Consider the following 19,576-nt stretch of genomic DNA (forward strand, 5'->3'; position numbering starts at 1 on the left):
ATAAGGTGGGGCACTGATGAACGCGCCGTATGACGGTGATCGCGACTCTGCGGGCCAGATGCCTCCCTCGCCCGAGCAGCGTCCGGCGCCTGCCGACCCCTATCTGCAGAACACGTATGCCTACGATCCGTATCAGCAGCAGGATCCGGCGCAGTGGCAGCAGCAGGCCGGCTACGAACAGCAGCCCTACCCCGACAACGCGGCGACGCAGTACATCGGCACGCCCGAACCGGCCCAGGCGCAGCAGGGCGAGGACTACGACGCCTACGCGCACCTCTTCCGCGACCAGCAGCAGGGCGGCCAGCAGGCCGGCTACCAGCAGCAGCAGTATTCCCAGCAGCCCGGCGGCTACCAGCAGCCGTACCCGCAGCAGGACGGCCACGGCCAGCAGACCGGCTATCCGCAGCAAGGGGGCTACCCGCCGCAGGGCGGGGGCTACCAGGGCGGCTATCCGCAGCAGGGCGGATACGGGGGCCAGGGCGGCTACCCGGTCTATCAGCACGTGCCGTCGGCCAACGAGACGACGGGATTCTCGCTGCCCGTCTACCAGGACCCGGGATACGGCCAGGACATCTACCAGGGCGAGCCGTACGCGGACCCGCACTACGCCGACTCCCAGTACGTCGACCCGCGCTATGCCGATCCGCGGTACGGCTACCCGTATCAGCAGCCCTACCAGGAGCCGTACCAGGAGCCCCAGCAGCAGCCGTATCCGCCGCAGGGGTACCAGCAGCCCGGGCAGCTGCCGCAAGGCGTCCAGCAAGGCGGTACGGCCACCACGGGCCCGCTCCGGCCGGCGCCGGCAGCCGCCACAGGCACCACCGCAGCTGTAGCGGCCGCGCCCGCCGCCCGCTCCGGCGGCATCCTGAAGTCCAGTGCCCTGATGGCGGCGGGAACCCTGGTGTCCCGCGTCACCGGCTTCGTCCGCACCCTGGTGATCGCCGCGGCGATCGGTGTGGCCACCCTCGGCGACTCCTACCAGGTCGCGAACGTGCTGCCGACGATGATCTACATCCTCACCATCGGCGGCGGCCTCAACTCGGTGTTCGTGCCCCAGCTGGTCCGCGCGATGAAGGACGACGACGACGGGGGCAGCGCCTACGCCAACCGGCTGCTGACGGTGGTGATGGTGGCTCTCGGCGGCATCGTCGCGGTCACCGTGCTCGCCGCGCCGCTGCTGGTCCGGCTGATGTCCGCGAAGATCGCCGACAACCCGGACACCTACGACGTGGCCATCGCTTTCGCCCGCTACTGCATGCCGACCATCTTCTTCATGGGCGTCCATGTGGTGATGGGCCAGGTGCTCAACGCGCGCGGCAAATTCGGCGCGATGATGTGGACGCCGGTGCTGAACAACATCGTGGTGATCTTCACCTTCGGGATGTTCATCTGGGTCTACGGCTCCTACGGGTCCACCCGGCTGGACGCCACCACGATCACCCCCGAGGGTGTCCGGCTGCTCGGCATCGGCACCCTGCTCGGCCTGGTCGTGCAGTCGCTGGCGATGCTGCCCTACCTGCGGGACGCGGGCTTCAAATTCCGGCCGCGCTTCGACTGGCGCGGCCACGGCCTGGGCAAGGCCGCCAAGCTGGCCAAGTGGACGTTCCTGTTCGTCCTCGCCAACCAGGCCGGCCTGATCGTGGTCACCCAGCTCGCCACCTGGGCGGGCGCCAACGCCGACAAGAGCGGCTACCAGGGCACCGGCATCACCGGCTACAACTACGCGCTGCTGCTCTGGCAGATGCCGCAGGCCATCATCACCGTCTCGGTGATGGCGGCGGTGCTGCCGCGGATCTCCCGGGCCGCCGCCGACGGCGACATGAACGCGGTCCGCGACGACATCTCCTACGGGCTGCGCACCTCGGCGGTCGCGATCGTGCCCGCCGCCTTCGCCTTCCTCGCCCTCGGCGTGCCGATGTGCGGTGTGCTCTACGCCGGCACCAACGAGGGCTCCGCCCGCAACATCGGCTTCATCCTGATGGCCTTCGGCGGCGGTCTGATCCCCTACTCCGTGCAGTACGTCGTCCTCCGCGGCTTCTACGCCTTCGAGGACACCCGCACTCCCTTCTACAACACCGTGATCGTGGCCACCGTCAATGCCGCGGCGTCCGCCCTGTGCTTCGTCGCGCTGCCCGCCCGCTGGGCCGTGGTCGGCATGGCCTTCTCCTACGGGCTGGCCTACGCGGTCGGCGTCGGGGTGGCCGTCAAGCGGCTGCGGGCCCGCCTGGGCGGCGACGTGGACGGCCGGCGGGTGGTCCGCACCTACGCCCGGCTGATCGGCGCGTGTATCCCGGCCGCCGCCCTCGCCGGGATCGCCGCTTACATCGTCAGCGGGAAGCTGGGCGGCGGGGTGACCGGGTCGCTGGCCTCGCTGGTGGTCGGCGGCGTCCTGCTGGGCGGAGTCTTCCTGGTCATCGCGAAGCGGATGCGGATCCAGGAGCTGAACGGCATGATCGGCATGGTCCGGGGGCGGCTCGGCCGCTGATCACGACTTCCGCCCACCCGTCGGCCGCCGCCGCGCAACCATCGCGGCCCGCCGCGTGTCGTGCATACAGCCGGACTGTGGGCACAATTGTCATCGGCTCGACGTGGGATCGCGCAATGGATGGGGAGGCAGGAACGACGGTGGCGGATCGGAGCACGGCGGCCGTCGGAGTGGCCGATGAGGGCGGCGAGGCACCGCCCGCAGCCCAGCAGGACGGCGCCACACCCGACGGCACGACGACGGACGACCAGGACAGCGGCACCGCCGGCGACGGCACCCCACCCCAGGACGCAGCGAACGGGACGAAGAGCACCGAAAAAGCCGCGGAGAAGACCGCGCAGACCCTCACCATCACCGCCGAGCCCCGGCCGGCGAAGCCTGAGAGCCCCGAGCCCGAAGCCTCCGCGTCCGAGACCCCCGCCACCGAACCGGCGAAGCCCGAGCGCTCGAAGCCCAGGGCCGCAAAGCCCGAGCGCTCGAAGCCTGAGCCCGCAAATCCCGGGTCCGCACAGCCGGAGCCCACCGAGCCGAAGCCCAAGTCCGCTCCCAGCGCGCCCGAGCTGCACAGCGGACACCGGCTGGCCCGGCGCTATCAGCTCGCGGAGTGCGTCACCCGGGTGGACGGATTCAGCAGCTGGCGTGCGGTGGACGAGAAGCTGCGCCGGGCCGTCGGCATCCACCTGCTGCCCGCGGACCACCCGCGGTCGCGCCAGGTGCTGGCCGCCGCCCGCTCGGCCGCGCTGCTCGGCGACCCGCGGTTCGTCCAGGTCCTCGACGCGGTCGAGGAGGACGACCTGGTCTATGTGATCCACGAGTGGCTGCCGGACGCCGTTTCGCTCGCCGACCTGCTGGCCGCGGGCCCGCTGGAGCCGCACGAGGCGTACCAGATGGCCAGCCAGGTCTCCCAGGGCATGGCCGCCGCCCACCGCGAAGGACTGGCACATCTGCGGCTGGACCCAGGCGCCGTGCTGCGGACCAGCTCCGGGCAGTACCGCATCCGCGGGCTGGCTGTCGCCGCCGCACTGCGCGGGCTGAACTCCGACCGGCCGCAGCGGCAGGACACCGAGGCGGTCGGCGCACTGCTCTACGCCGCCCTCACCCAGCGCTGGCCCTATGAGGAGGACGCCCACGGCCTCACCGGGCTGCCCAAGGGCGTCGGCCTGGTCGCGCCCGACCAGGTGAGGGCGGGCGTCCACCGCGGCATGTCCGACGTGGCGATGCGTGCGCTGGTCAACGACGGCGCGACGGCGTCCCGCGAGGAGTCGCCCTGCACCACCACGGAGGAGCTGGCCAAGGCCATCGCGGGCATTCCGCGGATCCGGCCGCCCGAGCACCCCGCACCGGTCTACCGGCAGCCCGCCTTCCAGCAGCAGCCGCAGCAGCCGAGCGGCTACTCCGTCGCGGGACCGGCCACCGGGCGGCTCACCGCTCCGCCGCCCGCACTGCCCGGCCGCACCGGCAGCGCGCTGAAATGGGCGGTCTCCGCGCTGCTGATCGTCGCGATCGGGCTGGGCAGCTGGCAGCTCGCCGACGCTCTGAAGTCCCGCGAGAACCATGCCCCGCGCAAGCCGTCCACCTCGCAGACCCCGAACAAGCAGCCGGCACCGGCACCCGTCGCCCCGCTGCGGATCGTCGACGTCAAGGACTTCGATCCGCTCGGTGACGGCAGTGAAACACCGTCGGACATCAAGAAGGTCGATGACGACGACCCCGGGACGTACTGGCAGACGAGCTGGTACGCGCGGGCCGACCTCGGCGGGCTCAAGCCCGGCGTGGGCGTGGTGCTCGACCTGGGCAGCCCCCGCCGCGTCAGCTCGGTCACCGTCGAAGTGCTCGGCGACACGGATCTCTCGCTGATGGCCGCGCCCTCCGGCACCAAGACCCGGCCGACCCGGCTGGAGGGCTTCAGCAAGGTCGCGTCGGGCTCCGGCGCACAGCACGTGACGCTCAAGCCCGCGGGACAGGTCACCAGCCGCTATCTGCTGGTCTGGCTGACCAAGCTCCCGAAGGACTCCGACGGCAGGTTCCGTGGCAAGATCTCGGAGATCAGCGTCATGGGCTGAAGCGGCCGGCACGGCTGAACGGAAGCGGACGGGGGAGTCTGGCTTGGAGCGCATACCGCTCGGCGATGCCGACGACGCCGACCTGCTCGCCCGCCATGTGGCGGGCGAGGCGGATGCCTTCGGCGAACTGGTCCGCAGGCACCGCGACCGGCTCTGGGCAGTCGCCCTTCGGACGCTGGGCGACCGCGAGGAGGCCGCTGACGCGGTGCAGGACGCGCTGGTGTCCGCCTTCCGGGCCGCACATACCTTTCGCGGCCAGTCGGCCGTCACCACCTGGCTGCACCGCATCACGGTGAACGCCTGCCTAGACCGGGCACGCCGGGCCGCCTCACGGCGCACCGCCGCGGTCGCCGACGAGGAGAATTTCGAGGCGCTCCTCGAACCGCACGAGTCGGCCGAGGCGCCCGCGGAGCGTGGTGAACTGCACCGTGAACTCATCGCGGCCCTGGCCACCCTGCCCGCCGAACAGCGGGCCGCACTGGTGCTGGTCGACATGCAGGGCTATCCGGTCGCGGAGGCCGCCGCGGTGCTCGCCGTACCGGAGGGCACGGTCAAAAGCCGCTGCGCCCGCGGCCGCGCCCGGCTGCTGCCCCTGCTCACGCATCTACGGGCCGGCGGCGGCGCCGATCGCGCCGGTCCGGGCGGCGGAAGGAACCGGACGGAGGGGACATCCGTCCCACCGGCAGGAACAGAACAGGGCGGAGGTGACCACCGATGACATCGACCACGGGCCAGAACCCGCATCCCGAGGTCATGGAGATCTCCGACCTGGCCGAAGGCATCCTGCCGGAGGACCGGGTGGCGGCGGTCCGCGCCCACGTGGAGTCCTGCGAGGAGTGCGGCGAGGTACTGGCGTCGCTCCAGGAGATCCGCGGACTGCTGGGCGCCCTGCCGGAGCCGGAGCCGATGCCCGCGGATGTCGCCGCGCGGATCGACGCGGCACTCGCTGCCGAGGCACGGCTCGACTCCGCGCTGCCGCGTGTTCCACGTGAAACATCGATCCCGGCGCAGGACAGCCGCGACTCGGCGAGTGTTCCACGTGGAACATCCGCGCCGGCTGGTCGGCCTTTCGCGCCCACCGGTCCCGGCCGAGGCCGCCGGCAGCGGCGCGCGCTGCTGATCGGCGCGGCCTCGGCAGCGGCCGTCCTCGCGCTGGGCGGGGCGGTCTACGAGCTGGCGTCCTCCGGCAGCACCCGCAGCATGAGCAGCGCCGACAGCGCCCAGCGGAAGACAAACTCCCAGGACGGCGGTGAGAACAGCGGAAGTTCCAGCGTGGTGGCCTCCGAGGTGGCCCGGCTACTCGGCGGAGCGGGCGGCAAGACCGGCCCCGGCGGGGTCACCTCCCCGATGCTGAGCACCAACGGGGACGCCAGGATCGCCGCGCCCGACGGCACCGTGACCTCTGTACCCGCCTGTGTGCTCCGGGCCACCGGACGGACCCAGCCACCGCTCGCCGCCGATCGGGAACTCTTCCAGGGCACCGACTCCTATCTTGTGGTGCTGCCGGATCCAAACGACAGCCACCGGGTAGACGCCTACGTGGTGACCGCCTCGTGCACGGCCGACGTCCCGGGCAGCGTGCTCTTCCAGGACAGCTTCCCGCGGAGCTGACCGGGCGTCCGCGAGGCACGCCAACGGTGTGCGTGGGGCGACGCACCGCCAGGGGAATGCCAGCCCCGTAGGATCCGTTAGGCACGACGAGAGTCCAGCCAGGACCGGACCCCCACAGCAGTCCGCAGAGACGAGGAAGACACCCGTGAGCGACGTCCGTAACGTGATCATCATCGGCTCGGGGCCCGCGGGCTACACCGCGGCGCTGTACACGGCACGCGCATCCCTCAGTCCGCTGGTCTTCGAGGGCTCGGTCACCGCCGGCGGTGCGCTGATGAACACCACCGAGGTGGAGAACTTCCCGGGCTTCCGGGACGGCATCATCGGCCCGGACCTGATGGACAACATGCGGGCCCAGGCGGAGCGGTTCGGCGCCGAGCTGATCCCGGACGACGTGGTCGCGGTCGACTTCAGCGGTGACATCAAGACCGTCACCGACTCGGCGGGCACCGTCCACCGGGCGAAGGCCGTCATCGTCACCACCGGGTCGCAGCACCGGAAGCTCAACCTGCCCAACGAGGACCAGCTCTCCGGCCGTGGTGTCTCCTGGTGCGCCACCTGTGACGGCTTCTTCTTCCGTGACCACGACATCGCCGTCATCGGCGGCGGCGACACCGCGATGGAGGAGGCGACCTTCCTCTCCCGGTTCGCCAAGTCCGTGAAGATCGTGCACCGCCGGGACAGCCTGCGGGCGTCCAAGGCGATGCAGGACCGCGCCCTCGCCGACCCGAAGATCTCCTTCGTCTGGGACAGCGAGGTGTCCGAGATCCATGGCGACGGCAAGCTCTCCGGACTGACCCTGCGCAACACCAAGACCGGAGAGACCTCGGAACTGCCCGTCAGCGGGCTGTTCATCGCCATCGGCCACGACCCCAGGACCGAGCTCTTCAAGGGCGTTCTCGACCTCGACGCGGAGGGATACCTCACCGTCCAGGCGCCAAGCACCCGTACCAGCCTCACCGGTGTCTTCGCCGCCGGCGACGTCGTGGATCACACCTACCGCCAGGCGATCACCGCGGCTGGCACCGGCTGCTCCGCCGCTCTGGACGCCGAACGCTACCTGGCGTCCCTCAGCGACGCCGAGAAGGCTGTCTGATCCCCTTCCCCCACCCGCACGTAACGAACCTGAGGAGACTGCCGTGGCCGGCAAGACCAAGCACGTGACCGACGCGACCTTCGCCGAGGAGGTCCTGGCCAGCGACAAGCCCGTACTGGTCGACTTCTGGGCCGAGTGGTGCGGCCCCTGCCGTCAGATCGCCCCGTCGCTGGAAGCCATCGCGGCGGAGCACGAGGACGACATCACCATCGTCAAGCTCAACATCGACGAGAACCCGGTGACCGCCGCGAAGTACGGCGTGATGTCCATCCCGACCCTCAACGTCTACAAGGGCGGCGAGGTCGTGAAGACGATCGTCGGTGCCAAGCCCAAGGCCGCGCTCGTCCGCGACCTGTCCGACTTCATCGGCTGAGTACGCACTGTTCCACGTGGAACACCGAAGGGCCGGCTTCCTCAGAGGGGAGCCGGCCTTTTCTGATGGTGGGCGGGAGCTCGGGTACGTCAGAGCGGGCGGAGGGCCGGCTCCTTCTGGACGGCCCCCAGCAGCCGGTCGATGGCCATCTCGACGTCCTCCTTCCAGGAGATCGTCGAGCGCAGTTCCAGCCGCAGCCGGGGATACCGTGGGTGCGGGCGGACCGTCTTGAAGCCGACGGCCAGCAGATGATCGGCCGGCAGCACACAGGAAGGCGCGGACCATTTGGCGTCGCCGAACGCCTCGATCGCCTTGAAGCCCCGCCGGACCAGGTCTTTGGCGACCGTCTGCACCAACACGCGTCCGATGCCCTGGCCCTGATAACCGGGCAGCACCCGGGCGGTCATCAGCTGCACGGCGTCCGCCGACACCGGGCTGGTCGGGAAGGCCAGTGACCGCGGCACATAGGCGGCAGGGGCGTAGAGCACGAATCCCGCGGGGACCTCGTCGACGTAGACCACCCGGCCGCAGGAGCCCCACTCCAGCAGCGCCGCAGAGATCCAGGCCTCCTTCTCCAGCTCGGGCTTGCCCGCCTGCACCGCGGCCTCACCGCTCACCGGGTCCAGCTCCCAGAAGACGCAGCGCCGGCAAGGTCGGGGAAGGTCCGGAAGGTTGTCCAGAGTGAGCGGTACAAGCCGACGACCCATGTGCCAAGGACCCCATTCCTGTGGCGGACTGAACTGCGATGGCACCCCGGTGTTCACCACCGGGGCGCCACGGTGTCACTCCTCGTCGTCCTCGGCCTCGTCGTCCAGCCGGTTCTCCAGTACCTTGCCCTCGCCCGGTGCCATCGCACCGAGGATCCGCTCCAGATCCTCTATCGAGGCGAACTCCACGACGATCTTGCCCCGTTTCTGGCCCAGGTCGACCTTCACCCGGGTGTCGAAACGGTCGGAGAGCCGGGTGGCGAGGTGGGACAGCGCCGGGGACACCCGGCGGCCCGCGCGCGGCGACGCCGACTTCCTGGCGTTCTTCGGCTCGCTGTTCATCAGCTTCACGATCTCTTCGACCGTGCGGACCGACAGTTCCTCGGCGACGATCCGGAGCGCCAGCTTGTCCTGGTCGTCGGTGTCCACCAGCGAGAGCAGCGCCCGGGCATGCCCGAAGGAGATCACCCCGGCGGCGACCCGGCGCTGCACCGGAGCCGACAGCTTGAGCAGCCGCAGGGTGTTGGAGACCTGCGAACGGGACCGGCCGATCCGGTCGGCCAGCTGCTCATGCGTGCAGGAGAAGTCCCGCAGCAACTGATCGTAGGCCGCCGCTTCCTCCAGCGGGTTCAGCTGCGCCCGGTGCAGATTCTCCAGGAGGGCGTCCAGCAGCAGCTTTTCGTCCTCGGTGGCCCGGACGATCGCCGGAATCCGCTCCAGGCCGGCCTCCCGGCAGGCCCGCCAGCGGCGTTCGCCCATGATCAGCTCGAAGCGGTCCGCGCTGATCTGCCGTACCACCACCGGCTGGAGCAGGCCGACCTCTTTGATGGAGGTGATCAGCTCGTTGAGCGCGTCCTCGTCGAACACCTCACGCGGCTGCCGCGGGTTGGGAGTGATCGCGTCGAGCTCCAGCTCGGCGAAATAGGCGCCTGCGACCGGAACTCGCGACGACGAGAGATCCGGTTCTGTTTCACGTGAAACAGGGATGTCCACCGTCTGTGGAGCCGACTCCGGCGGCCGGCGGTCGACCAGCCCCGCCACCTTGGCCGCCGCGACCCCGCGGTCCGGCACCAGGACCGGCGCGGTCCCCGACGTTGAACTGCTTCCCTGCGGCGCGGCCGGGATCAGCGCGCCGAGACCACGGCCGAGCCCTCTGCGTCGATCACTCACTGGATCCCCTCCGACATGCTGTGCGGGTGCTGCTCGTTGTGCTGTTCGCCCTGCGGCTGCGGATCGTACTCGACGGCCATCTCACCGGACGCGCCGCGCAGCGCCATCTCCCGGGCGGCCTCCAGATACGACAGCGCACCACTGGAGCCCGGGTCGTACGTCAATACGGTCTGGCCGTAGCTGGGCGCCTCGGAGATGCGTACCGACCGCGGGATGCTGGTGCGCAGCACCTCCTTGCCGAAGTGGGTGCGCACTTCCTCCGCCACCTGGGAGGCCAGCCGGGTCCTGCCGTCGTACATCGTCAGCAGGATGGTGGACACGTGCAGCTTCGGGTTGAGGTGGGCGCGGACCAGGTCCACGTTCTTCAACAACTGGCCCAGGCCCTCCAGCGCGTAATACTCGCACTGGATCGGGATGACCACCTCGGCGCCGGCCACCAGGGCGTTGACGGTGAGGAGGCCGAGCGAGGGCGGGCAGTCGATCAGGACATAGTCCAGCGGCTGCTCGTACGACTCGATGGCCCGCAGCAGCCGACTCTCCCGGGCCACCAGCGAGACCAGCTCGATCTCGGCGCCGGCCAGGTCGATGGTGGCCGGTGCACAGAACAGCCCCTCCACATCGACCACCGGCAGCACCACGTCGGACAACGGCTTGCTCTCCACCAGCACGTCGTAAATCGACGGCACCTCGGAGTGGTGGTCGATCCCCAGTGCCGTCGAGGCATTGCCCTGCGGGTCGAGGTCGATCACCAGCACGCGGGCGCCGTGCAGTGCCAGGGAAGCCGCCAGATTCACCGTGGTCGTGGTCTTGCCGACCCCGCCCTTCTGGTTGGCGACCACCATCACGCGGGTCTGTGCCGGCCTGGGCAATCCCTCGCCGGTGCGGTTCAGCGCCTCGACGGCCATCTGGGCAGCGCGGCCGATCGGGGTGTCATCCATGGGAGGCAATGTTTCACGTGAAACATCGCTCCCGAACCCCGGGGGCACGGAAAGTGGACCCCGGGCTGATTCAGCTGAGCGGGGACCGGGGACCGGGTCGGCCATCGGCCCCGCGATGTTGGCGTCGGACCGCAAGGACTCACTCTCCTCGACTTCAGGCTCGCTATGAGGAGAGCCTGCCATGCCCGAGGGGTGCTGAACCAGCGAGCCCCGGCCGGCTGTGGATAAATCCCGGTTATCCACAGCCGAATTGACCTTGGTCGGTTTGTTGGCGCGCGCCTCGGCCGCGGCGCGGCCACGGCTGAGGACTCCTGGCAGCAGTGAGCGACGTTTCACGTGGAACACGATGCGCCGCGCCACGCCGGTATTTCGGCAGACACTCCGTATTGTGACGTTTTGGCCGTTTCCGACCCACCGGTCAGCGGCGTCGGCGCCCCGCGCTGCTGCCGCCGCGCGGCGTCCGGCTGGCCCGGGCCGCCTTCGCCCGCCGGGTGGCCGCACGGACCCCGCCGGGGCTCTCCCCGACCAGTACCCGGACCACCGTGGACAGCGGATCGACCACGCCCTCGCCCACCTGGATCACCGAGGCGTTCACCGCGCCGAGCCGGCCGAGGGCGGCTCGGGCCGATTTCAGCTCTTCCTCGGCGGTGTCGCCCTTGAGTACCGCCATCTCACCGTGCGGGCGCAGCAGCGGCAGCCCCCAGCCGGCCAGCCGCTCCAGCGGCGCCACCGCACGAGCGGTCACCACGTCCACCGGTGGCAGCTTGCCCAGCATCTCCTCGGCGCGGCCACGGGCCACCGTCACGTTGTCCAGCCCGAGCAGCCGTACCACCTCCTCCAGGAAGGTCGTGCGGCGCAGCAGCGGTTCCAGCAGTGTGATCTCCAGGTCCGGCCGGGCCAGGGCCAGCGGGATGCCGGGCAGACCGGCGCCCGAGCCCACATCGCAGACCGACACGTCCTGGTCGATCACCTCGGAGAGCACCGCGCAGTTCAGCAGATGCCGCTCCCACAGCCGGGGCACCTCGCGCGGACCGATCAGACCGCGTTGCACCCCGGCATCCGCCAGCAGCTCGGCGTAGCGCAGCGCATCGGCGAACCGGTCGCCGAACACCGCCCCGGCCTGCTCGGGCGGCGCGGGAAGCTCCGCTGCTGCCTCCGTCACGGGACTGTCCTTTCCTCGGTTCTCGCACGAGCGTCGCCGCCCGCGCGTCCATCTCCGTGCTCTCGTGCTCTCGTGTTTTCGCGCTCTGGTGCCCTGGTGCTCTGGTGCTCTGGTGCTCGGTCATGTGCGCGGTTCGTGGTGCGCGTGCGTTCGTATCCAGGCTGACAAGCTTCGGCCCCGCCTGCGAGCAGACGGGGCCGATCGATCGCGGGTGAGCAGCCGGTCAGACCGGCAGGACGACCACCCGGCGCTGGGGCTCCTCGCCTTCGGATTCGCTGCGCAGCCCCGCAGCCGCCACCGCGTCGTGCACGACCTTGCGCTCGAACGGCGTCATCGGGTCCAGCTGCACCGGTTGCCCGGATTCCTTCGCCTCGGCCGCGGCCTCGGCGCCCAGCTGCGCCAGCTCGGCACGCTTGCGGGCCCGGAAGCCGGCGATGTCCAGCATCAGCCGGCTGCGCTCGCCGGTCTCCCGGTGCACCGCGAGCCGGGTCAGCTCCTGCAGCGCCTCCAGCACCTCGCCGTCCCGCCCGACGAGCTTGGTCAGCTCCCGGGTGGAGGTGTCGCCGATGATCGACACCGACGCACGCTCGCCCTCGACATCCATGTCGATGTCACCGTCGAGGTCGGCGATGTCCAGCAGCCCCTCCAGGTAGTCCGCCGCGATCTCGCCCTCCTGCTCCAGCCGGGTCAGAGTCGCGGACGAACCGCTGTCGGGTGCCGTGGTGGTGTTGACGTCGCTCACGCCTGGACTCTCCTCTTACTTCTTCTTCGACGACAGGTTGGTCGGCTTGGCCTTGGCTCCGCCGGGCTGCTTGCCCTGCGTGCCGCCGCCCTGCTTCTGACCGCCCGCCCTCGGGGCACCGGCCCGTGGCGCGCCACCACTACCCTTGCCGCCGCCGCCGGGCCTCGGAGCACCGCCCGACTTGGCGGCGCCCCCGGACTTCGGGGTGGCCGGCTTGGCACCGCCGGCGGCAGCCTTCGCCGTGTCCGGCGCGTCGGCCGTCTCGACGGCGTCCGGTCCTTCGGCGACGGAACTGCCAGAGCCGCCCGCCCGGGGCGAGCCGGGACCGCCCGCGGCGCCCGTGGAGCGCTTGGCCTTCGGCTGCCGCTTGGGCTGGGTGCGGTTGGCCCGGGCGACCTCGACCGCCTCCTTGGCGGCGACCTCTTCGGGCGCCTCGACCAGCTTGCCCTTGGCCCGCAGCCGCTCCTGGCGCTGCTGGAAGGCCAGGCTGCCGGGGGTGGGGTTGCGGTAGATCACGAACATCTGCTGGCCCATGGTCCACACGTTGGTGGTCAGCCAGTAGATGAGGACACCGACCGGGAAGTTGATGCCCATCACGGCGAAGATGACCGGGAAGACGTACATCAGCATCTTCTGCTGCTGCATGAACGGGGTCTTCACCGTCATGTCGACGTTCTTCGTCATGAGCTGGCGCTGCGTGTAGAACTGCGAGGCCGACATCATGAGGATCATGATGATGGTGACGAGGCGCACATCGGTGAGCGTGGCGCCCAGCGCCTGGACCTTCGTGGAACCGTCCAGGAACTTCGCCGCCAGTGGAGCGCCGAAGATGTGTGCGTTCTGCGCGCTGGTGACCAGGTCGGCGTGGATGACACCGACCTTGTGACCCTTGGCGATGTTGCTGAGCACGTGGTAGAGCGCGAAGAAGAACGGGGACTGCGCCAGAATCGGCAGGCACGAGGAGAGCGGGTTGGTGCCCGTCTCCTTGTACAGCTTCATCATCTCTTCGGACTGCTTCTGGCGGTCGTTCTTGTAGCGCTCCTGGATCGCCTTCATCTTCGGCTGGAGCGCCTGCATGTTCCGGGTGGACTTGATCTGCTTGACGAACAGCGGGATCAGGCAGATCCGGATCAGGACCACCAGCGAGACGATGGACAGACCCCACGCCCAGCCGCTGTCCTTGTCGAAGATCAGGCTGTAGAACGAGTGGAACTGGACGATGATCCACGACACTGCGTCGTATAGGGGGTTCAGGATCCCCACGGTCAGGCTCCTTGGGCGTGAGAGGGTCCGGTGGGCTCGGGCGTGACGGGCCCGTCGGAGCCGCCCCGCAGTGCGCGGCGCAGCAGTTCGTGCCATGGCGGCCGCTTACGCGGCGGGACATGGTCCACTCCGCCGGGCGACCAGGGGTTGCACCGGAGGATGCGCCACGCGGTAAGGGCGGTGCCCTTGATCGCGCCATGCCGGTCGATGGCGGTGTACCCGTAGTGGGAGCACGACGGGTAATACCGGCAGACCGGGCCGAGCAGTGGACTGATCGTCCACTGGTACAGCTTGATCAGTGCCAGCAGCGGGTATTTCATTGAGCCACCCTCCCCTCGGCGTCGCCATGGGTGTCACGGCCCAGCAGCCGCTGCAGTGCGGCGTCCAGGTCGAGGGCCAGCTGTGCATGGTCCGCGTTCCCGGCTCCGGGAAGCGCGCGTACCACTACCAGGCTACCGGGGGGCAGCAGCGACAGACGCGCCCGGACCAGATGACGCAATCTGCGCTTCACCTGATTCCGCTGCACCGAACCGCCGACCGCCTTGCTCACGACGAAACCCGCACGCGCCGGGGGAGTGCTCCCCCCCGGCACATGCGGGTCGGTGGCGTCTCGGCGCAGATGGACGACCAGCAGCGGGCGGCCCGCCCGGCGTCCACGGCGAACCGCCGTCGCGAAGTCCTGGCGCCGCCTCAGCCGATTCTCGGTGGGCAGCACGACATCAGACCTGTGGCAATCAGGCGGACAGGCGCGCGCGGCCCTTGCCGCGGCGGGTCGCGAGGATCGCGCGGCCGGCACGGGTCCGCATCCGCAGGCGGAAGCCGTGGGTCTTGGCGCGACGACGGTTGTTCGGCTGGAAGGTGCGCTTGCTCACTCGGGGGCTCCAGGAGAGATCGTGTCCGGCGGGGCGTCGCCTGGCTGTCACCGTGCGCCCACGAAAAGCTCGCGGACCAAACGGGTGCACCGCTTGACGATCTCCTGGCAGCGGTTCAGCGCTTCGGAAGACCCTCGCCCATCGGTAGGCAGGCGGCAGCAGCCATCGACAACTCGACCTCGATACGGTACGTGCGGCTAGGCCATCCGGTCAAACCCGACGGCGCGGCCCCGCCATTTGTACACAGCCTGTGGACAACGACTTGAACCGCGCAGGCCGCGCTGATTACCGTGGCTGAACTCCGTACTCTTCCCGACCCTGCCGAGGTCCACACGTCCGCAGGAGTTCGCCGCACCACCTACGCAACTATGCAACCGAGAGAGCGTGCCCTGTGGCTGACGTATCTGCCGATCTTGCCGCAGTGTGGCCGCAAGTGCTCCAGAAGCTCCTGATGGACAGCGAGGACCTCAAGCCCACCCACGCGGAGTGGCTCCGGCGCATCCAGCCGCTGGCGCTGGTGGCCGGGACCGCCGTGCTCTCGGCGCCGAACGAGTACGCCAAGAAGATCCTTGAGGGCCAGCAGCTCAAACAGCTGATCACGGATGTGCTCAGCCATGAGTTCGGTCACACCGTCGGGATCGCCATCGCCGTGGCCTCCGGCGGCGAGCAGGACCAGTCCGCGCCGCCCGCGCTGCCCGAGCAGCAGCAGGGCGGGGCCGACCCGTACGACGAGGCGCCGCGGATGCGCCGGGGCTACCAGGATCAGCCGGACGGCGGTACGGACGGCTGGCCGCCGCGTACGTCCGACGACGGATGGCAGCAGCCCGGGCTCGGCAACTGGGGGGTGCCCTCCGGCGGCGGATTCCAGGACCGCAGGCAGGACCCGTACCCCGAGGCCCGGGACGGCCGCGACAGCCGTGATCCGCGCGACCACCGGGACGACCGCGATCACCGCGACCCGCGCGGGGACCGGGACCGGGACCGCTACCGCAGCGACCGCCTCGACGGGGGCTACCCGGCCGTACCGCACCAGGGGCACCCCGGCGACCGGCCGTACGGACCCGGCCCCGGGGGCGGCTACCCGCCGCAGCAGGCGCAGCAGCCGGCCTCCCGCCCCGAGCGGTCGTCCGCGGTCCCCGGCGGCGCGGGAGGCGGCGGTACGGGCGGCAGCGGCGGGGCCGTGGAGCCCACCGCCCGCCTCAATCCGAAGTACCTCTTCGACACCTTCGTGATCGGCGCCTCCAACCGCTTCGCGCACGCCGCCGCGGTCGCGGTGGCCGAGGCGCCGGCCAAGGCGTACAACCCGCTGTTCATCTACGGCGAGTCCGGTCTGGGCAAGACGCACCTGCTGCACGCGATCGGGCACTACGCGCGGAGCCTCTACCCCGGCACCCGGGTCAGGTACGTCAGCTCGGAGGAATTCACCAACGAGTTCATCAACTCCATCCGGGACGGCAAGGCGGACGCGTTCCGCAAGCGGTACCGGGACATGGACATCCTGCTGGTCGACGACATCCAGTTCCTGGCGAGCAAGGAGTCGACGCAGGAGGAGTTCTTCCACACCTTCAACACGCTGCACAACGCCAACAAGCAGATCGTGCTGTCCTCGGACCGGCCGCCCAAGCAGTTGGTCACCCTGGAGGACCGGCTGCGCAACCGCTTCGAGTGGGGCCTGATCACCGACGTCCAGCCGCCCGAGCTGGAGACCCGGATCGCGATCCTGCGCAAGAAGGCCGTGCAGGAGCAGCTGAACGCGCCGCCCGAGGTGCTGGAATTCATCGCGTCCCGGATCTCCCGCAACATCCGGGAGCTGGAGGGCGCCCTGATCCGGGTCACCGCCTTCGCGAGCCTCAACCGGCAGCCGGTGGACCTGCAGCTCACCGAGATCGTGCTCAAGGACCTGATCCCGGGCGGCGAGGACTCGGTGCCGGAGATCAGCGGTACGGCGATCATGGCGGAGACCGCGGCCTACTTCGGGCTCGCGGTGGACGACCTGTCCGGCTCCTCGCGCAGCCGGGTGCTGGTCACCGCCCGGCAGATCGCCATGTATCTGTGCCGGGAGCTGACCGACCTGTCGCTGCCGAAGATCGGTGCCCTCTTCGGCGGCCGCGACCACACCACGGTGATGCACGCCGACCGGAAGATCCGCTCGCTGATGGCGGAACGGCGCTCGATCTACAACCAGGTGACCGAGCTGACCAACCGCATCAAGAGCTGACGCGCGCCGCCCCCTGTTCGATTACCCGCCGCCGCGGTCCTGTTGTCCACAGGACCGCGGCGATTTTGCTTTCCACACCCTGGGGACACCGGAGTTGTCCCGATACTCTCCACAGGCGGGGCGGCCGGCCCGGCGTCCGGGCAGCTCAGCGGGGTGTGGATATGTGGGTAACCGGCATCCACAGACTGTGGACAGACCGGTTGTCCACAGTGACCCCCGACCGGTTGTCCACCGCTCGCCCACAGGCCAGGGCCGGTTGTGCACAGCCCGGAGCCACTTCTCCACACCTTTGTCCACTGTTCGGCAACGAAATACGGTCCGTCCCCCCGGAGAGTGAAAGCCGTCACACCAACGTGGTGGATTGGCCTGGGGAGAACCTGGGTATTTCTGGGGATGGAGCTGGGGACAACCCCCGGTCACCTGTGCATGGGGTGTGCACAACTTTTCGCCGTCCACAGGGCACCCCGGTTGTCCACCGGCGCCGCCCACAGGCTCTGGGGATAAAAAACAGGGCCTGACCTGCGCGGGAACAGGTTATCCACGGTATCCACAACCCCTACTACTACGACTACACGTAGAGAAGGGGGAAACTGCTTCGAAGCGGGTCCTGTGCACAACTCGGCCCTCGCCGCCCGGCAGCCCGTGTCGCCGCTTGACGCCAAGCCGCTCCGACTGACAGTCCTGTGCGTCAGACTGTTCCCCGACAGCTGGCAACAAGCAGGAGGCGGTTCCGGTGAAGATCCGGGTGGAGCGCGACGTACTCGCCGAGGCAGTGGCTTGGGCAGCCCGCAGCCTTCCGGCCCGCCCCCCGGTGCCGGTGCTCGCCGGACTGCTGCTCAAGGCCGAGGACGGTCACCTGAGCCTGTCCGGGTTCGACTACGAGGTCTCGGCCCGGGTCGCCGTCGAGGCCGAGGTGGACGAGGAGGGCACCGTCCTGGTGTCCGGCCGGCTGCTCGCCGACATCTCCCGGGCGCTGCCCAACCGCCCGGTGGAGATCTCCACCGACGGCGTCCGTGTGACCGTCGTCTGCGGCAGCTCCCGCTTCACGCTGCACACCCTGCCGGTCGAGGAGTATCCGGCGCTGCCCGCGATGCCCGTCGTGTCCGGCACCGTCCCCGGTGAGGTCTTCGCCGCCGCCGCCAGCCAGGTCGCCATCGCGGCCGGCCGCGACGACACCCTGCCGGTGCTGACCGGTGTGCGGATCGAGATCGAGGGCGACACGGTGACGCTGGCCGCCACCGACCGCTACCGCTTCGCGGTCCGCGAATTCCTGTGGAAGCCCGAGCAGTCCGACATCTCCGCCGTCGCCCTGGTGCCCGCCAAGACCCTCCAGGACACCGCCAAGTCGCTCACCAGCGGGGACACGGTCTCCATCGCCCTGGCCGGCTCCGGCGCCGGCGAGGGCCTGATCGGCTTCGAGGGCGCCGGACGGCGTACGACGACCCGGCTGCTCGAAGGCGACCTGCCCAAGTACCGCACGCTCTTCCCGACCGAGTTCGCCTCCGTCGCGGTGATCGAGACCGCGCCCTTCGTCGAGGCGGTCAAGCGCGTCGCCCTGGTCGCCGAGCGCAACACCCCGGTGCGGCTGAGCTTCGAGCAGGGCGTGCTCACCCTGGAGGCCGGATCCAGCGACGACGCACAGGCTGTGGAGAGGGTCGACGCCAAGCTGGAGGGCGACGACATCTCGATCGCCTTCAACCCGACCTTCCTGCTGGACGGGCTGAGCGCGATCGACTCCCCCGCCGCGCAGCTGTCGTTCACTACCTCCACCAAGCCGGCGCTGCTCAGCGGCCGGGCGGCCGTCGATGCCGAGCCCGACGAGGCGTACAAGTACCTGATCATGCCGGTGCGGCTGTCAGGCTGAGCCCGCCCGCGGCGCCCGGCGCGGTCGACGTAGGCTCATCCTCAGGTCAGGTTCAGGGTCAGGCAGCAGCCGGCGTCCACCGCACACCCCGGGCGCCCGCGACGCTTCGAACGAAGGATGTGTGATGGAGCTCGGTCTCATCGGTCTCGGCAAGATGGGCGGCAACATGCGCGAGCGCATCCGCCGCGCAGGCCACACCGTCATCGGCTACGACCGCAACCCGGATCTCGCCGACGTCCACGGCCTCAAGGAGCTGGTGGACTCGCTCAAGGGGCCGCGTGTGGTGTGGGTGATGGTGCCGGCCGGCGCCGCGACCCAGTCCACCGTGGACGAGCTGGGCGAGCTGCTGTCCCCCGGCGACCTGGTGGTCGACGGCGGCAATTCCCGCTGGACGGACGACGAGAAGCACGCCGAGCAGCTGGCGGCCAAGGGCATCGGCTTCGTGGACTGCGGCGTCTCCGGCGGCGTCTGGGGCCTGGCCAACGGCTACGCGCTGATGTACGGCGGCAAGGACGAGGACGTCGCCAAGGCGCAGCCGATCTTCGACGCGCTCAAGCCCGAGGGCGACGGCGGCGCGGTCCACGCGGGCCGGGTCGGCGCGGGCCACTTCGCGAAGATGGTCCACAACGGCATCGAGTACGCGATGATGCAGGCCTATGCCGAGGGCTGGGAACTGCTCGAGGCGGTGGACTCGGTCACCGACGTCCGCGAGGTCTTCCGCTCCTGGAAGTCCGGTACGGTCATCCGCTCCTGGCTGCTCGACCTGGCCGTGGACGCCCTCGACAAGGACGAGCACCTGGGCGCCCTGCGCGGTTACGCCGACGACTCGGGCGAGGGCCGCTGGACGGTGGAGGCCGCGATCGACAACGCGGTGCCGCTGCCGGCGATCACCGCCTCGCTCTTCGCCCGTTTCGCCTCCCGCCAGGACGACTCGCCCCAGATGAAGATGATCGCCGCGCTCCGCAACGAATTCGGCGGCCACGCGGTCACTGCCGCCGAGTAGGCGGCCCGC

The 19,576-nt window shown here is 70.0% G+C and carries 18 protein-coding genes; 9 read left to right on the plus strand and 9 right to left on the minus strand.

Annotation, left to right across the window (positions count from 1 at the left end; genetic code table 11):
• Positions 1–16 precede the first annotated feature (16 nt).
• The 6 genes from murJ (at position 17) to trxA (ending at position 7,628) form a co-directional block, all read left to right on the plus strand.
• Positions 17–2,485 (plus strand): murein biosynthesis integral membrane protein MurJ, encoded by a 2,469-nt coding sequence (gene murJ / locus V7E46_RS00095; RefSeq protein WP_333766464.1) that lies wholly within the window; start codon positions 17–19, stop codon positions 2,483–2,485.
• 140 nt (positions 2,486–2,625) lie between these two features.
• Entirely contained in the window at positions 2,626–4,548 is a 1,923-nt protein-coding gene (locus tag V7E46_RS00100) for a serine/threonine protein kinase (RefSeq protein ID WP_333766465.1), read from the plus strand.
• Between the two features lie 43 nt (positions 4,549–4,591).
• Positions 4,592–5,266, plus strand: a complete 675-nt coding sequence (gene sigM, locus V7E46_RS00105) for an RNA polymerase sigma factor SigM (RefSeq protein ID WP_333766466.1) — start codon at positions 4,592–4,594, stop codon at positions 5,264–5,266.
• The gene (locus V7E46_RS00110) at positions 5,263–6,159 is read left to right on the plus strand and encodes an anti-sigma factor family protein (RefSeq protein ID WP_333766467.1); all 897 of its coding nucleotides are present in this window, start codon (positions 5,263–5,265) and stop codon (positions 6,157–6,159) included. The genes sigM and V7E46_RS00110 overlap by 4 nt, the downstream gene beginning before the upstream one ends.
• A gap of 145 nt (positions 6,160–6,304) precedes the next feature.
• Positions 6,305–7,255, plus strand: a complete 951-nt coding sequence (trxB, locus tag V7E46_RS00115) for a thioredoxin-disulfide reductase (RefSeq protein ID WP_329176940.1) — start codon at positions 6,305–6,307, stop codon at positions 7,253–7,255.
• A gap of 43 nt (positions 7,256–7,298) precedes the next feature.
• Positions 7,299–7,628 carry a thioredoxin gene (trxA, locus tag V7E46_RS00120; protein WP_329176938.1) on the plus strand — a complete coding sequence of 110 codons (330 nt, stop codon included), beginning with the start codon at positions 7,299–7,301 and terminating at the stop codon, positions 7,626–7,628.
• 89 nt (positions 7,629–7,717) lie between these two features.
• On the opposite strand, the gene V7E46_RS00125 is transcribed toward trxA, so the two are convergent.
• From V7E46_RS00125 to rpmH, 9 genes are all read right to left on the minus strand, one after another.
• Positions 7,718–8,335, minus strand: coding sequence for a GNAT family N-acetyltransferase (locus V7E46_RS00125; RefSeq protein ID WP_333766468.1), 618 nt, complete (start codon positions 8,333–8,335; stop codon positions 7,718–7,720).
• Positions 8,336–8,410: 75 nt separating this feature from the next.
• Positions 8,411–9,505 (minus strand): ParB/RepB/Spo0J family partition protein, encoded by a 1,095-nt coding sequence (locus tag V7E46_RS00130; protein ID WP_333766469.1) that lies wholly within the window; start codon positions 9,503–9,505, stop codon positions 8,411–8,413.
• Positions 9,502–10,626 (minus strand): AAA family ATPase, encoded by a 1,125-nt coding sequence (locus V7E46_RS00135; RefSeq protein ID WP_329176934.1) that lies wholly within the window; start codon positions 10,624–10,626, stop codon positions 9,502–9,504. Before V7E46_RS00135 ends, V7E46_RS00130 begins: the two co-directional genes overlap by 4 nt.
• A gap of 235 nt (positions 10,627–10,861) precedes the next feature.
• Positions 10,862–11,605, minus strand: coding sequence for a 16S rRNA (guanine(527)-N(7))-methyltransferase RsmG (gene rsmG, locus V7E46_RS00140; RefSeq protein WP_333766470.1), 744 nt, complete (start codon positions 11,603–11,605; stop codon positions 10,862–10,864).
• A gap of 223 nt (positions 11,606–11,828) precedes the next feature.
• Complete coding sequence (locus tag V7E46_RS00145; protein ID WP_333766471.1) at positions 11,829–12,347, minus strand: Jag family protein; 519 nt, start codon at positions 12,345–12,347, stop codon at positions 11,829–11,831.
• Between the two features lie 15 nt (positions 12,348–12,362).
• A complete protein-coding gene (yidC, locus tag V7E46_RS00150; protein WP_443053911.1) occupies positions 12,363–13,610 on the minus strand; it encodes a membrane protein insertase YidC in 1,248 nt (415 codons plus the stop codon).
• Positions 13,611–13,612: 2 nt separating this feature from the next.
• The gene (gene yidD, locus V7E46_RS00155) at positions 13,613–13,930 is read right to left on the minus strand and encodes a membrane protein insertion efficiency factor YidD (RefSeq protein ID WP_167981854.1); all 318 of its coding nucleotides are present in this window, start codon (positions 13,928–13,930) and stop codon (positions 13,613–13,615) included.
• Positions 13,927–14,325 carry a ribonuclease P protein component gene (rnpA, locus tag V7E46_RS00160; protein WP_329176928.1) on the minus strand — a complete coding sequence of 133 codons (399 nt, stop codon included), beginning with the start codon at positions 14,323–14,325 and terminating at the stop codon, positions 13,927–13,929. Before rnpA ends, yidD begins: the two co-directional genes overlap by 4 nt.
• Before the next feature lie 19 nt (positions 14,326–14,344).
• The gene (gene rpmH, locus V7E46_RS00165; protein WP_030354375.1) at positions 14,345–14,482 is read right to left on the minus strand and encodes a 50S ribosomal protein L34; all 138 of its coding nucleotides are present in this window, start codon (positions 14,480–14,482) and stop codon (positions 14,345–14,347) included.
• Positions 14,483–14,873: 391 nt separating this feature from the next.
• On the opposite strand from rpmH, the gene dnaA reads away from it, so the two are divergent.
• From dnaA to gnd, 3 genes are all read left to right on the plus strand, one after another.
• A complete protein-coding gene (gene dnaA, locus V7E46_RS00170) occupies positions 14,874–16,700 on the plus strand; it encodes a chromosomal replication initiator protein DnaA (RefSeq protein ID WP_333766472.1) in 1,827 nt (608 codons plus the stop codon).
• A 733-nt stretch (positions 16,701–17,433) separates the two neighbouring features.
• The gene (dnaN, locus tag V7E46_RS00175) at positions 17,434–18,564 is read left to right on the plus strand and encodes a DNA polymerase III subunit beta (protein WP_329176923.1); all 1,131 of its coding nucleotides are present in this window, start codon (positions 17,434–17,436) and stop codon (positions 18,562–18,564) included.
• 124 nt (positions 18,565–18,688) lie between these two features.
• Positions 18,689–19,567, plus strand: coding sequence for a phosphogluconate dehydrogenase (NAD(+)-dependent, decarboxylating) (gnd, locus tag V7E46_RS00180; protein WP_333766473.1), 879 nt, complete (start codon positions 18,689–18,691; stop codon positions 19,565–19,567).
• Positions 19,568–19,576 lie beyond the last annotated feature (9 nt).

This window comes from Streptomyces sp. IBSBF 2435, assembly GCF_036815005.1.
Classification (GTDB): Bacteria; Actinomycetota; Actinomycetes; order Streptomycetales; family Streptomycetaceae; genus Actinacidiphila.